Here is a 12,779-nt window from a genome sequence, read left to right on the forward strand (position 1 = left end):
GGCTCGGGCCGCCGGCTCGGGTTGGGTTGGTTCAAGCAGCAGTGCTTGGGCTGCGCCGGATGGCTACTACGCCGGTGTGGCCGACGGCATGGACGAGAGCGGCACCGTCGCCGGTGGCTTGGGGCCGGCTGGGCCTACGCCTGCCACCCTGGACTTGCTGGACTTACGCCCGCCAGCTTGGGCCCGCTGAGTTGGACCGGCCGAGCTGGGCCGACTGAGCTGGGCCGACTGAGCTGGGCCGACTGAGCTGGGTTGTCTGAGCTGGGTTGTCTGAGCTGGGCCGACTGAGCTGGGTTGTCTGAGCTGGGTTGTCTTACGGCTTATTGGCGTTGGTGGTATTGGTTGCGGCAGGGTTTCTGGTAGGGGTCGACGTCGGGTGGCGGGATGAAGTCCGGACGCCGGTCAGGTCCGAACCGGATCCGCCAGCCCGCCCCCGGATCATGCAGAACCTTATGGTGCCGCACACACAACAGCACCATATTGTCCACATTCGAAGGACCACCATCCGCCCAGAACCAGACATGATGCGCCTCCGTCCACCGCGGCGGCCGATCACACCCCGGAAACCCACAACCACGATCACGCAAATACAGAACACGACGCAACGCCCCCGAAGCCAGACGCCGACGACGGCCCGCATTGAGGACCTGCCCCTGACCACCCAGAACCACAGGCAGAACCCGGGCATCACAGGCCAGGCGCCGCACCGTCTCAGGCGACACCCGCACCCCGGTATCGGTCGTCCCGACACCCAGCGTCTGAGCCAGCGGGTCATAGGCGACCGACACCGACACTTGTGGCGGCTCACCGCCATCGACGGGCAGCTCGGCAGTCCGCAACACCAACCGGCAAACCTCCGTCAGCGCATCCGCACGCTGCTGCGCCGGAGTCCGCTTGTCATCCGGACTCGGCACACACAACGGATGCAAAGCAGCCTGCACCACCGCGGCATCCTCCACACCGAGCGCACCGGACAACCGGACCATGCCATTGACCGGCAACGACATCGTGAACCCACGCCGGGGACGAACACGAGCCTCCTGCCGAGCCAGAGCAGCCGCCGCGGCCTGATCAGCAACCTCCGGCGCAACATGCTCGAGGATCCGCTCCCCCACACGACGCAACTGATAAGCAGGAAACTCCCCCGCCATATCCAGCAGAGCAGTCTCGGCCAGCTCCACAATCGCGTACGTATCCACCGCCCCATCAGTCTGAGCAAGATCATCCGGCAGAGCATCAAGAGTCTCCACGATCACCGCAGCCTGCCGCAGATCAACACGACCATCAAGAACAGCCTGCCCGATCACCGGACGCTGCAACACGTCGGCGTGAGCAACAAGCTCCCGAGCCGGCTGCGGATCAACCACCAACAGCGAACGCAACCAGCCCTTCGCCGAACGATGCCCCTGCACAGCAGGAATACCCCGACTGCAGGCCTGACGGACCAGCCGCGCCTGCAGCACCGTGGCGACCTGCGCAAGATGATGCGCGGCGTGCAGCATCCCCGTCACATCATGATCGGACAACGGCCACAAAGGAGCAGCGGCAAGCTCCGCCGCCCCCTTGCTCAACCGCTGCAACTCCGCCAACATGAGACCCACAATAGAACACACGTACGACAAAATTTCAGCCTCAGGGATCTCCTCCAGAGACCGGAATCTGACACTTTGAAACGAGATGCGACGGGCACTATGTAACGGTGGAGGTCGATTTTGTTCTTGTGCACAGCTTGCTGCTCGGGCCGCGAAGTTGGGCTCCAGTGGACGAAGATTAGGGGCCGTCGTGCCGTCGTTGGTGGGTGCCGTCAACGCGGGGCCGCCGTTCTGGCCGGGGATCGCTGCGACCGTCGCAGCCGCAGTACCGGCTGGCCGGCCCGCAGCGAGTGGGCGGCGCGAAACGGCTGGACGACCCGCAGCGAGTGGGCGGCGCGAAGCGGATGGACGGCGCGAAGCGGATAGGCAGCCGGCAGCAGGTAGGCAGCCGGCAGCGGGTAGGCGGCCAGCAGCGGGTGGGCGGCCAGCAGCGGGTGGGCGGCCGGTGGTGGTTGTGGTGCACAGCAATGCGGGGCGGTTCGTGCCGGTGATTGTTGACGCGATCGGGGAGCGCGTTGCTGGGTGTGTGTTCGTGGATGCGGCGTTGCCCGGGGATGGGGTGGGGCGGGAGCGGCTCGAGGGTTTGCGGGCGATGGCTGGTGCGGATGGGCGGGTGCCGCCGTGGACGTCGTGGTGGGGTGAGGATGCGGTGGCGGGGTTGTTCGGGGATGGGCGGATGCGGGCTGAGGTGTCGGGTGAGCAGCCGCGGGTGCCGGTGAGCTTTTTTGAGGAGGAGGTTCCTGTCGTCGCCGGGTGGGATGAGCGGGCGTGCGGTTACCTGTGGTTCAGCCAGGCTTATGAGGACAGGGCGCGGGAGGCGGAGCGGCGGGGGTGGGCCGTCGGGCATATTGCCGGTGGGCATCTGCATCAGGTGGTGGATCCTGGGGCTGTGGCGCGGGGCATCGTGGCGGTGACCAGTGCGGCGGGTGGGTGAGGGGCACGGCATACTTGGGGGTGTAGACGCGACTGGCGGCACCGAGGATGGGCAACCATCGGGGAGCTTGTTGTGGGGGCCGTCCGCCTGGGTGCCCACGTGTGGGAGGGCCTCATGTCAGCGGAGACTCAGGCGAAGCTGCTGCCCGGTAAGCCGGTGGCCGACGCGGTGCTCGCCGATGTGGCGCAGCGGGTCGCGAAGCTCAAGGAGGGTGGCGTTCAGCCGTCGCTGGCCACGATTCTGGTCGGGGACGACGATGCCAGCGCCGGGTACATCCGGATCAAGCAGCGGCAGGCCGGTGAGCTGGGGTTCGTGTCGCCGCACGAGCATCTGCCGAGTGATGCGACGCAGGACGACCTGCATCGGGTGATCGATCGGCTGAACGCCGACAAGTCCGTGCACGCGCTGCTGATCCAGTATCCGCCGCCCGCGCACATCGATTATGACGCCGCGCTGATGTCCGTCGACCCGGACAAGGATGTCGATGGCATGCATCCGCTGAACCTGGGGCGGCTGTCCGTGGGGCTGCCGGGGGCGCGGCCGTGCACGCCGGCGGGGATCGAGGCGCTGCTCGCGCACTACGAGATTCCGGTGGCCGGGCATGAGGTCGTCATTCTGGGGCGCGGTGCCACTATCGGGCGGCCGCTGGCAATGATGCTGTCGCAGAAGCGGCCGACTGCGAACGCCGCTGTGACCGTTGTGCACACCGGGGTGCCGGATTGGGAGCGGTACACGAAGCGCGCGGACATTTTGATCGCGGCTGTGGGCGTGCCGGGGATCATTCAGCCCGAGCATGTACGGCCGGGAGCTACCGTCATCGGGGCTGGTGTGCGGTATGAGGGGCGCCGGTTGCTGCCGGACGTGGCCGAAGAGGTCGCGGGTGTCGCGGGTGCGCTCACCCCGCGCGTCGGCGGCGTCGGCCCGACCACCGTCGCCATGCTGTTCCGCAACGCCGTCGAGGCCGCAGAAAAGGCCAGCCGCTGAGCAGAACGGCCCGCTGAGCAGAACGGCCCGCTGAGCAGAACGGCCCGCCAAGCAGGGCGGCCCGCCAAGCAGGGCGAGCCGCTGAGGAAGGCGAGCCGCTGGCGTGAAGCGGGCAGGCCGGCCAGAAATGGGTCTGTGGGGCGGGGCTCAGGCGACCACGCGGTTGCGGCCTGCGCGTTTGGCCTGGTAGAGGCGCTGGTCGGCGAGGGCCAGTGCCTCGGCGGCGGTGTTGGCGTCGGAGCCGGTGGCGATGCCGATGCCGATGCTGACGGTGACGGTGAGGCCGGTGGCTACGGCGTTCCAGTCGTATTGCTCGACGGCTAGGCGGACCCGTTCGGCGGTGGTGGGGACGCTTTCGTCTTCGGCTCGGTGGAGGAGGAGGGCGAATTCTTCGCCGCCGTAGCGGATGGCGACGTCGCCGGCTCGGCAGGAGGTGCGGAGGATCTGGCCCAGGTGGCGCAGGACGGCGTCGCCTACCGGGTGGGAGAACGTGTCGTTGACGTTCTTGAAGTGGTCGACGTCGATCATGGCGATGGCGCGGTCGCCGAGGCCGTGTTCGAGCAGGCGTTCCATGGCTCGGCGGTTGGCGAGGCCGGTGAGCGGGTCCTCGCGGCTCTGCTGGAGCAGGTCCTCGGTGCGGCGGCTGAGTTCGAGGTTGGTGCTGCTCAGGGCCTCGGCGCGGGCGCGTTCCTGTTCGGCGCGGGCGTGGGCCTGGGTGGTTTCCCAGCGTACGGCTGCCACGCGGGCGCCGCGCTGGGCGGACTCCGAGGCGACCTGGACGTACAGCGTGTGGAAGGCCTTGAACTGCATGAGGGCGCGGACGGGGTCGCCGTTGCGTTCGTGGGCCTCGGCGAGGTGCTCGTGGTAGACCATCGCCGATTTCTTGCCCTCGGCCAGCTCGAGTGCCGCCGCGAAGCATTCCACCGCCTGGTCGTAGCGGCCCAGGGCGAGGCAGATGGCGCCGCGGGTGTCGAGGTGGTGGGTGAGGGTGTACGCCGTGTCGAGCTCCGGGTCGGCCTGCCAGGACTCGAGCAGGCGCAGCGCCTTCTCCGGCTGGCCGAGCGCGGCCAGGCCCTCCGCGAGGTTGGCGAGCGCGCCGGCCTCGTAGCGGCGGTGGCCGTTGCGGCGGGCGACGAGCATCGCCTCGCGGGACAGTTTCACGGCCCGGCGGAACAGGGCGTTCGCCCCGGTGACGTCGCCGCTCTCCTGGGCGGCCACGGCCTGCTCGACGTACACGCAGCCCGCGGTGTCCATGAGCATGCCGCAGGCGATGTCGTCGCCGGTCATCCGGGCGATCTCCGAGGCCCGCTCGCAGTATTCCAGCGCGAGGTCGAACTGGCCGATCGCGAGGCAGACGTTGGTGAACGCGGTGAAGGCGATCATGCAGGAGGTCAGGTCGCCGCTCGACTCGGCGATGTCCAGCGCGGTGCGGCTCTCCAGGACGGCGTCGTCGGTCTCGCCGATGGTGAGCAGGATCCGGGCGACGACGGAGCGGGCGCGGGCCTCGGTCGCCAGGTCACCGGTCTGCTGGGCGAGCTCGATCGCGGCCTGTCCGGCGGCGACGCCCTCGGGGTAGCGGTCCTCCATGCGCTCGCAGAACGCCAGGATCGCCAGGGCCCGCGCGCGGACCTGGCGTGGATCGTCGCACGAATCGGCCCGGTCCATGGCACGGTTGGCCAGGTCACGGGCCGCGCGGGGGTTCCAGCGGTCGACGTGTTGCTGCGCCAGCACCAGCAGCGCCGGTGCTGCGGCTTCCACCCGCAGATCCACACCGCTGTGATCGGCCGGGGCGGCCATTACTTGAGCAACTACCCGCTGAAGCGGGCGCTCTTGGCCAGCGCGACGAACGCGGCGAGCGAGGTGCTGTCCGTGTCGAGGCGCCACTTCTCGTCGTACCCGGGATGGGTGTCGGTGTCGAACCAGACGACCGCGCCCACCGCGGGGTGGTTGCCGACCCACTGGGCGAGCAGGGCGATCCAGTCGGCCTTGGTACGCCCCCCGTTGTCGACGGCCCCCACCTCGGTGATCATCAGCGGCTTGTGGTTCGCGTACGAGCGGTAGATCGGCCCGAAGATCGTGTCCGGGGTCTCGTGGTGCAGGTTGTAGCCGGAGACGCCGACCCAGTCGACGTACTTGTCGCCGGGGTAGAGGGCCGCGAACGTGTTCCAGTCGGCGACCGGGGAGGAATTCCAGTTCGGGCTCCACACCCAGGAGACGTTGTCGGCGCCCTCGTCGGCGAAGATGCCGTGGAGCCGTTTCCAGGACTCGATGTAGCCGTCCGGGCTGTTGGCGTTGCGGGCCGGCGACCAGCCGTACCAGTCGCCGTTCATCTCCCAGCCCCAGCGCAGCAGGACCGGGCGTTTCTGGGCCTTGAGCCGGCGCGCGGCCCGTTTGATCAGGGCGTCGTGCGAGCCGTTGATGATGTCGGCGTAGCCCGTGCCGCGCCACGACACCATCGGGAACGCGTGGTCGGCGATGCCCGTGAGCTTGGTGGGCAGCTGGTCGTCCCAGTCGTAGAAGACGTGCAGGATCCGCTCTTCGCGGCCCATCTGCCGGCGGCGCAGGGCGAGGGCCTGGGCGGTGGTCTTGCCCGACAGATCCAGGTACGCGCCCAGCAGCGCCTTGCCGTTGCGGAAAGGCACCGTGCCGCCACCTTTGGCCACGCCGGCGGGCAGCGCGTCCGCGGACGGGTTCGCGGCGGGTGTCTCGGCGACCCTGCCGGGTGAGGTGGTCGCCTCGGCCGCCGTCTCGGGGCTGCGCAGCTGCTGAACCGTCGCGGCACCGGCCGGGACGGCGGCGAGCGCGGCGAGGCCCAGGAAGTACCGGCGGCTCAGCGTGCGACGGGGAGCGCGGTGAATGCCCTGCCTGCTCATATCAGGGCCGGCTCATGTGAGGTTGCGGCCGGCGACCCGGGCGGCCCGCCGGACCGTACGCCAGCCGGGCTGGGCGAGCTGTTTGAGTTTCGGGACCAGCGCGGAACCGCCCCCGGCGACCAGGGCGACGAGGTCGTCACCGGTCAGGTCGGGGGTGGGCTGGAGCCGGGGCACGGCGAAGCGCTTCTCCCCCGGGGTGTGCAGGCGCCGGCCGACCTCGGTGGCGTTGTCGTGCCCCGCGGCGAGCACGGCGGCGCGGACCTTGGTGCCGTTGTAACCATGGGGGTACGCGAACCCGCGCACCCGCCGTCCGAGCCGCTGCTCCAGCTCGTCCTTGCTACGGGTGACCTCCTCGCGCAACTGCGCGGCGGGCAGCACGTCGAGCGGGTGGTGCACGAGGCTGTGGTTCGCGATCTCCACCCCGGCGTCGGCGACCTCGGCGAGCTCGTCCCAGGTGAGCAGCTTGCCGAAGTCGGGCGCCCAGCGGCCGAGCCACTGCGCGGGCCGCCCGAGGTGCCCGACGGAGGTGTACAGGGTCGCGGAGGCCCCGGTCCTCGCGAGCACGGGCACGCCCGCGGTGAGGAAGTTGCGGTAGCCGTCGTCGAAGGTGACAGCGAGCAGTTTGTCGGTGCAGCCCTCGTCGAGCAGGTCGAGGGCCTCGGTGAGCCCGACGAGCCGGTATCCGGCCATGGTGAGGGCGCTCAGCTGCTCCTCGAGCCGGCCGGGTGGGACGGCGAGATCACGCAGGGGACCGGCCACCGCGGAGACCGAGTGATACATCAGCGCGGGCAGGCTCTGCCAGGCCGATGATGCTACGACGGTCACCGCTTACCTCCCCCACGCTCACGAACATGACCACTATCGGTCAGAATCCCGGCGAGCTTCGTGGTTCGGCGCACTGGTTCCTTTTCCGCTCGCTGCGGCGCGTTTCCGCCGCTCAGGCCACGTTACGACGCGGTACCGAACGTGTCCAGCGCGTGTCCGGCAGCGGTTGGGAACATATCGATGACGGTCAGCGTGCTCCCGGCGTACCCGTCGAGGGCCTCTGCCGAAAGTCATAGACCGCCTCGGGCTGCGGAGGGAAGCGCGACCACCCACGGCCTTGGCAGGGTCGTGACCATGAATGCAGACCGTGCGCGCCGCCTCGCCGAGGCCGCCGCCGAGGCCGGGATCCTGCTGGCCGTCTCCGCGCTGCCGACCGCGTGGTATGCCCTCGACGCCCAGCTCGGAGTCGTGCTCGCGGGCATGTTCGCCCTGCTGACCGCCGCAACGTATGCATTACACACAGTGACATTTGACTGTCTGCGGTTGACAGCTGACCGAGGAAAGGGCAGATTTTCTTATACCCAGCGTAAGGAATGAACCAAGCGGCGCCTCGACCCGTACCCCGGGATGCACCCGTTCTTCAACACCCCGGGAGTGACCAGGATGTTCCGTCTCATCCAGCTCCACGCGCAGCACGGCGTACCCCGCATCGGCGTCGACCCCGATGGCTACGGCAGCGAGCGCGCGGCGATAGCCCGTTACCGCGAGACGCCCGCGACCTATTTCGGCGTGGGCCGCTTCGATGAGTCCGGCCGGCTCGCGGAGATCATCATGGATATCGAGTGCAACCCGGCGAACGGGTGCCCGAATCTCGCGGTGGTCGTGCACGCCGAGACGTTCCAGCCGCTCTGCGACACCTGCTCGTTCGGTCTCGAGGTGCTCAGCGTCGCCGAGCTCTCCGACCGGCTCGGCGTCGCGGTACGGCTCGCGCCGGTGATGGCTTCCTCCGGGCGCCACGCCGCGCCGGACGACAGCTGCAGCGTCACCAACCGCATCGCCCGGGAGCTGGCCACCGGCATCGAGAACCCGGTCTGGCGCATGGAGCTCTGCGCGGAGCTCGCGCGTACGCCCGCCGCGGTCAACGGCCTGCTCATCGGCGTCGGCGCGCTCAGCCACCGCGACGTGCTGGACCTCTACCCGGCGCTGTGCGCCCTCGGCAGCCAGCTGCCCGGGCTCGTGCACGGCGACCTGACCCGCGCCACCGCCCGGCCGCTCAGCCCCGCGGGAGTCGCGGGGCTGAGACTGGGCCTCTGAGATCGGGCCTCTGAGATCGGGCCTCTGAGATCGGGCTCGGGCTCTAAAGCCGGATCTTGACGACCGAGCCGGCGCCGGCACAGACACCGCAGTTGGTGACGTACGCGTCCTTGCCGCGGATCGCGATGCCACCCGGCGCCGTCAGGCCCTCCGACGCGACGACCCTGTGCTCGCCCTGAGGATCGACCTGGATCAGCGCGCCGGTGCGGTCTCCGCTGAGCAGGCCGTTCCTGGCGATCTCCAGGGCGTAGAGGCTGCCCTTCGGCCCGAACGCCAGGTCGATGACGTTGGTCAGCCCGGTCGCGTAGACGACCGGCGCGTGACCGGGCACGACCCGGTAGATGCGGGCGCCCCCGGCCGGGAACGGGAATCCGGTCAGCTCCGAGACGTAGAACGCGCCGTCCGGGCCCTTGACCACCGAGGTGGGCACGGACTGCATCGGGAGCGGGGTGCCCTCGGGCAGGTCCGGGTTACCCGCCGGGGCGGGCACGGTGCGCTTGCCGAAGACCGCGACCGTGCTGACCTTGCCGCGGGCGCTCGCCTTCAGCAGGGTGTTCGCGCCCGCGTCGACCACGTACCGGGTACCGCCGACGACCGTGAGGCCGGCCGGGTTCGTGTCCGCGGCCGCCTTGTCCGGGTTCGCCTTCTTCTCGTACGCGCCCAGGTCGGCGATCAGGCGCGGGCCGCTGCGCCCCGAGGCGTACAGCTTCGCCATGCCGGTGAGCTTCTTCGTCGTGACCCGGACGTCCGGGTCGGCGGCCAGGCCGACGGTGAACGACAGCAGGCCGAAGCCGTCCACGGCGACGTCCGCCGGGCCGATCGCCTGGCTGCCGTCGTGACCGGCGAGCGACGGCAGGCCCGCGCGCACGCGTTGCTGCTGCCCGAGGCGTACCCGGGTGATCGATCCGGTGGTGCCGAAGCAGACCAGGCCCTCGGCGCCGTCGAGACACGGACCCGGGCCACCGGTGCCCGCCTCGGCGATGTACAGCGTGCCGTCCGGTGCGAACGTGAGCCCGCGCGGGTTGTTCAAGTTCGTCGCCACGACGGTGAGTGCCGGCGTGGTGGTGGTGGTGGCCGGTGTGGTGGCCGCCGCCGGTAGCGCCGGGACCAGGGACACGGTCAGCGCGCCGGCCGCTGCTGCGGCGGCGACTGCGGAACGTCCAGCAATCATGTTGTCTCCCTCAGTGGTGCATTCACCTGGGAAAACGAGTCGCCCGGCGGGCGAGTGGCGCCCGCACTCTTTCGGGGCCGCCATAATCGACCGGTGACGACGCGATTTGATGACCTGGTACGCCGGGCGCGGGCGCTGGTGGTGGACGGGCGACGCGCGGTGCTCGGGATCGTCGGGCCGCCCGCCGCGGGCAAGACGACGCTCGCCGAGGAACTGGTCGCGGCGCTCGCGGCGACCAGTCCGCCCGGCTGGGTCGCCCACGTCCCGATGGACGGCTTCCACCTGGCCGACGCCGAGCTCGACCGGCTCGGCAGCCGCGACCGCAAGGGCGCCCCGGACACGTTCGACGCGCTCGGCTACGCGGCGATGCTGCGCCGCCTGCACGACGACACCGACGAGATGATCTACGCGCCCGGTTTCGAGCGCACCATCGAGCAGCCGATCGCCGGTGCCATCCCCGTCCCGCACACCGCCCGGCTCATCGTCTCCGAGGGCAACTACCTGCTGGTCGACGACGACCGCTGGAACCGGGTCCGCCCGCTGCTCGCCGAGATCTGGTACGCCGACCTCGACCAGGACACCCGCCTCGCCCGGCTGATCGCCCGCCACGTCCGCTTCGGCAAGACGGAGCACGAGGCGGTCGCCTGGGCCACCGGCACCGACGAGCGCAATGCGGCCGTCATCGCGGCGACCCGGACCAGGGCGGACCTCATCGTCCCGTCCGCCCTGATCGGCACCACGCTCACCCCTTGACCGGGGGCTTCCAGCCTTTCGCGTCGGTGCAGCTGCCGACGGTCATCTCCGTGGCCATCCGCTTCAGGTCCTGCTCGCCGATGACGTCCCGTTCCGGGACGCTCAGGTAGACCAGGCAGTTGCCGGTCTCGACGACCAGATCGGCGCCCGTCGGGCTCCCGCTGCTGTTGAGCGGGCTCGGCCGCGGGACATACCAGACGTTGCGGCCGCCGATCGTCTCCGGTGCCCCGAGATCAGCCTTGACGGTAGGCCAGTCCCGATTCGTGTCCGGCGTCGCCGTCACCGACAGCGCCCACCCGCTCGCGAGATCCTGCATCGTCGGGTAGACGGACTTCCCGAAGCCGATCCGCGCGTCCGGGTCGATCCCGGGCAGGTCGCGGATGCTCACATAGCTGACCGGCAGCCCCTGCGGCACCCAGCCGAACTGGACCGGCGTCCCGACGTCCTGCACCCCGGGCAGCCGTACATCCCCGGCAACCTCGGACAGCTCCGCCTTCTTCTCGGCCTCGTGCCCCCACCACCCGTCGTCGCTGGTGTAGACGAGCACCCAGACACCGGAGCTCTCCTCCCAGCCGACGGCCGGATAGACACCCTCGGGAACCACGTTGCTCGCCGTGAACGTCAGCGCGGTCGAGAACCAGGCCGGATGACCCGCCACGGTCACCTGCTCACCCTGCTTCAACCTCGCCGGGTCGTACTCGCCGGGGTTGTAGGCCAGCAGTTCGGCGCCCCCGTTGAGGCCCGCCTCCCCCGGTCGCGGGGACCTGATGTCCCCCACGTTGCGGATCGTGGCGAACTGCCCCACCCCGTCCCCGCCCCGGTTCGTCAGCACGAACTGCGACCCGGCCACCATCGCCACACTCAACTGCGAAGCGTCACGGTAGTGCGGTTTCACGACCGACGCCGGCGGCGGCTCACTGCTTTTCCGGCCCACTGCCACGGGTACGCCCACAGCCGCGGCAACCACGAGAACGGCTGCGACGGCGGACCCCGCCACCCGGCGCCGGCGACGAATACTCCCCGCCCGGACCTCAGCGCCCTGCGCGATCCCCACACTGTCCTCAGGCCCGCCCGCGTGCCGCTCCAACGTCAGGCGCAGCTCCTCCAGAGTGTTCATGACAGGACTTCCTTCCGCTCGCCGGCCGGGGCCAGCTCCACCCGCAACGCCGACAGGGCCCGGCTCGCATAGGCCCGCACGGTCGCCGGCCGGCACCGCAGCACCTCCGCGATCTCCGGATCGGTGAGCCCCTCGTAGTACCGCAGCACGATCACCGCCCGCTGCTGGCGGGGCAACGTCCCCAGCACCTGCCACATCTCGTCATCAGCCTCGGGCCGGGCCTCCACGGTCAGCCGCTGCTCCCCCGCCCACTCCAGCGGCACGGTCACCACCCGCCTGCGCCGGCGCAGCAACGACAGAAACTCATTCGTCACCATCCGCCGCACATACCCGTACGGCTCCTCCATCGCCCCGATCCGATGCCACTTCAACATCGCCCGAGCCAGCACCTCCTGCACAATGTCCCGCGCATACTCCCGCTCCCCACTCAGCAGAACGGCATACCGCATCAACGCCGCCAACCGCGCCGACACGAACTCCTCGAACCGCATGAACCCCTCCCCGCTCGGCATTCCGCATAAGGAACGCCCGCCCGCGGCGAGGTGCTGCCCGGCCCGAGGTGAACAATCGGCGAGTGCCAGGAAGCGTCCAGGTGTCGAATGACGCGACTGCTCGATGCGGCGGGGGCCCCGGTGGCGATCACGGCGGGACCGGCTCGGGCCCGGTGGCGATCACGGCTGGTAGGCGTCGTGGATGACGGCGAGGGTTGCTTGTTCGGGGGTGAGGAGGAGCGCGTCGGAGGACGGGTCCAAGGATGTTTTGCGTAGATCGTCGGGCTGCCGGGGAGGGTGGGAAGCGCCGTGATCACGTCGAGCAGGGTTGGCACGGTGCGGGGTTTCTGCGGGGAGGGAGTCGCAGGGTGTCCCAGATGATGGGGACGAGCGGGGCAGGGGGTTCGGTGGGGGTGGGGGGTTCGGGCTTGAGGGTTCGCATGTGGATCACGGTAGGGGGCGGTGGGGGGCGGGGGATCACGGATTCGTGCCGCCTGCGGGGCCGGTGGTTCGCCAGTCGAACTCGCCGGCGTCGATCCAGACGTCCTCGCCGGAGGGCGGGGGTGCGGGGGCGTCGGTGACGGTGGGGTGTCGCTGGTGGGCGGTGAGGAGCGTGGGCGCCGCGGTGCCGGTCACGGCGAAGGCTGCGGTGGCGAGGGCGGCGATCAGCGCGATCCTGCGACGCATGGGTGTCCTTCCGGTGGAGTGTCGGTGGACAACGTAACCAGCGTCCGCATCGGCGGGCCGGGCGGGCGTGGCAGACTTGCCCCGTGCCTGGGGAAGAG

At 70.0% G+C, this 12,779-nt stretch carries 13 protein-coding genes; 5 read left to right on the forward strand and 8 right to left on the reverse strand.

What is annotated here, in order from left to right; translation table 11 throughout:
• Positions 1 to 320: 320 nt before the first annotated feature.
• Positions 321 to 1,592, reverse strand: a complete 1,272-nt coding sequence (locus Aco04nite_RS22490) for an HNH endonuclease signature motif containing protein (protein ID WP_212999227.1) — start codon at positions 1,590 to 1,592, stop codon at positions 321 to 323.
• 457 nt (positions 1,593 to 2,049) lie between these two features.
• On the opposite strand from Aco04nite_RS22490, the gene Aco04nite_RS22495 reads away from it, so the two are divergent.
• Entirely contained in the window at positions 2,050 to 2,526 is a 477-nt protein-coding gene (locus Aco04nite_RS22495) for a hypothetical protein (RefSeq protein WP_212999228.1), read from the forward strand.
• Positions 2,527 to 2,640: 114 nt separating this feature from the next.
• Positions 2,641 to 3,510: a bifunctional 5,10-methylenetetrahydrofolate dehydrogenase/5,10-methenyltetrahydrofolate cyclohydrolase gene (locus Aco04nite_RS22500; protein ID WP_212999229.1), complete on the forward strand. Its 870-nt coding sequence runs from the start codon at positions 2,641 to 2,643 to the stop codon at positions 3,508 to 3,510.
• Between the two features lie 147 nt (positions 3,511 to 3,657).
• Here Aco04nite_RS22500 and Aco04nite_RS22505 read toward each other — a convergent pair whose 3' ends face one another.
• Genes Aco04nite_RS22505 through Aco04nite_RS22515 form a run of 3 tightly spaced genes read right to left on the reverse strand, consistent with a single transcriptional unit; the run spans position 3,658 to position 7,208 of the window.
• Positions 3,658 to 5,280 (reverse strand): tetratricopeptide repeat-containing diguanylate cyclase, encoded by a 1,623-nt coding sequence (locus Aco04nite_RS22505; protein ID WP_212999230.1) that lies wholly within the window; start codon positions 5,278 to 5,280, stop codon positions 3,658 to 3,660.
• Positions 5,281 to 5,318: 38 nt separating this feature from the next.
• Positions 5,319 to 6,383 carry a glycoside hydrolase family 26 protein gene (locus tag Aco04nite_RS22510; RefSeq protein ID WP_212999231.1) on the reverse strand — a complete coding sequence of 355 codons (1,065 nt, stop codon included), beginning with the start codon at positions 6,381 to 6,383 and terminating at the stop codon, positions 5,319 to 5,321.
• A gap of 12 nt (positions 6,384 to 6,395) precedes the next feature.
• Positions 6,396 to 7,208 (reverse strand): polysaccharide deacetylase family protein, encoded by an 813-nt coding sequence (locus Aco04nite_RS22515; RefSeq protein ID WP_212999232.1) that lies wholly within the window; start codon positions 7,206 to 7,208, stop codon positions 6,396 to 6,398.
• 294 nt (positions 7,209 to 7,502) lie between these two features.
• Here Aco04nite_RS22515 and Aco04nite_RS22520 point away from each other — a divergent pair, with 294 nt between their 5' ends.
• Together Aco04nite_RS22520 and Aco04nite_RS22525 are read left to right on the forward strand one after the other, a co-directional pair.
• Entirely contained in the window at positions 7,503 to 7,745 is a 243-nt protein-coding gene (locus tag Aco04nite_RS22520) for a hypothetical protein (protein ID WP_212999233.1), read from the forward strand.
• Between the two features lie 66 nt (positions 7,746 to 7,811).
• Complete coding sequence (locus Aco04nite_RS22525; RefSeq protein ID WP_212999234.1) at positions 7,812 to 8,462, forward strand: hypothetical protein; 651 nt, start codon at positions 7,812 to 7,814, stop codon at positions 8,460 to 8,462.
• 43 nt (positions 8,463 to 8,505) lie between these two features.
• Here the strand turns inward: Aco04nite_RS22525 and Aco04nite_RS22530 are convergent, their stop codons facing one another.
• Complete coding sequence (locus tag Aco04nite_RS22530; protein WP_244876202.1) at positions 8,506 to 9,633, reverse strand: ScyD/ScyE family protein; 1,128 nt, start codon at positions 9,631 to 9,633, stop codon at positions 8,506 to 8,508.
• A 93-nt stretch (positions 9,634 to 9,726) separates the two neighbouring features.
• On the opposite strand from Aco04nite_RS22530, the gene Aco04nite_RS22535 reads away from it, so the two are divergent.
• Positions 9,727 to 10,386, forward strand: coding sequence for a nucleoside/nucleotide kinase family protein (locus tag Aco04nite_RS22535; protein WP_212999235.1), 660 nt, complete (start codon positions 9,727 to 9,729; stop codon positions 10,384 to 10,386).
• Here the strand turns inward: Aco04nite_RS22535 and Aco04nite_RS22540 are convergent.
• The 3 genes from Aco04nite_RS22540 to Aco04nite_RS22550 all read right to left on the reverse strand — a co-directional run bounded on the left by Aco04nite_RS22540 (position 10,376) and on the right by Aco04nite_RS22550 (position 12,681).
• Positions 10,376 to 11,503, reverse strand: coding sequence for a hypothetical protein (locus Aco04nite_RS22540; RefSeq protein WP_212999236.1), 1,128 nt, complete (start codon positions 11,501 to 11,503; stop codon positions 10,376 to 10,378). The two genes, Aco04nite_RS22535 and Aco04nite_RS22540, sit on opposite strands and share 11 nt — an antisense overlap.
• A complete protein-coding gene (locus tag Aco04nite_RS22545; RefSeq protein ID WP_212999237.1) occupies positions 11,500 to 11,994 on the reverse strand; it encodes a sigma-70 family RNA polymerase sigma factor in 495 nt (164 codons plus the stop codon). Before Aco04nite_RS22545 ends, Aco04nite_RS22540 begins: the two co-directional genes overlap by 4 nt.
• Before the next feature lie 477 nt (positions 11,995 to 12,471).
• Positions 12,472 to 12,681, reverse strand: a complete 210-nt coding sequence (locus Aco04nite_RS22550) for a hypothetical protein (RefSeq protein WP_212999238.1) — start codon at positions 12,679 to 12,681, stop codon at positions 12,472 to 12,474.
• Positions 12,682 to 12,779: the final 98 nt, after the last annotated feature.

Source organism: Winogradskya consettensis (genome assembly GCF_018332715.1).
GTDB classification, from domain to species: Bacteria; Actinomycetota; Actinomycetes; order Mycobacteriales; family Micromonosporaceae; genus Actinoplanes; species Actinoplanes consettensis.

Bases quoted from the DNA above. Each gene is read 5' to 3' on its own strand.
- Aco04nite_RS22490 (WP_212999227.1), bottom strand. From the start codon at position 1,592: ATGTTGGCGGAGTTGCAGCGGTTGAGCAAGGGGGCGGCGGAGCTTGCC.
- Aco04nite_RS22500 (WP_212999229.1), top strand. From the start codon at position 2,641: ATGTCAGCGGAGACTCAGGCGAAGCTGCTGCCCGGTAAGCCGGTGGCC.
- Aco04nite_RS22510 (WP_212999231.1), bottom strand. From the start codon at position 6,383: ATGAGCAGGCAGGGCATTCACCGCGCTCCCCGTCGCACGCTGAGCCGC.
- Aco04nite_RS22520 (WP_212999233.1), top strand. From the start codon at position 7,503: ATGAATGCAGACCGTGCGCGCCGCCTCGCCGAGGCCGCCGCCGAGGCC.
- Aco04nite_RS22525 (WP_212999234.1), top strand. From the start codon at position 7,812: ATGTTCCGTCTCATCCAGCTCCACGCGCAGCACGGCGTACCCCGCATC.
- Aco04nite_RS22530 (WP_244876202.1), bottom strand. From the start codon at position 9,633: ATGATTGCTGGACGTTCCGCAGTCGCCGCCGCAGCAGCGGCCGGCGCG.
- Aco04nite_RS22540 (WP_212999236.1), bottom strand. From the start codon at position 11,503: ATGAACACTCTGGAGGAGCTGCGCCTGACGTTGGAGCGGCACGCGGGC.
- Aco04nite_RS22545 (WP_212999237.1), bottom strand. From the start codon at position 11,994: ATGCGGTTCGAGGAGTTCGTGTCGGCGCGGTTGGCGGCGTTGATGCGG.
- Aco04nite_RS22550 (WP_212999238.1), bottom strand. From the start codon at position 12,681: ATGCGTCGCAGGATCGCGCTGATCGCCGCCCTCGCCACCGCAGCCTTC.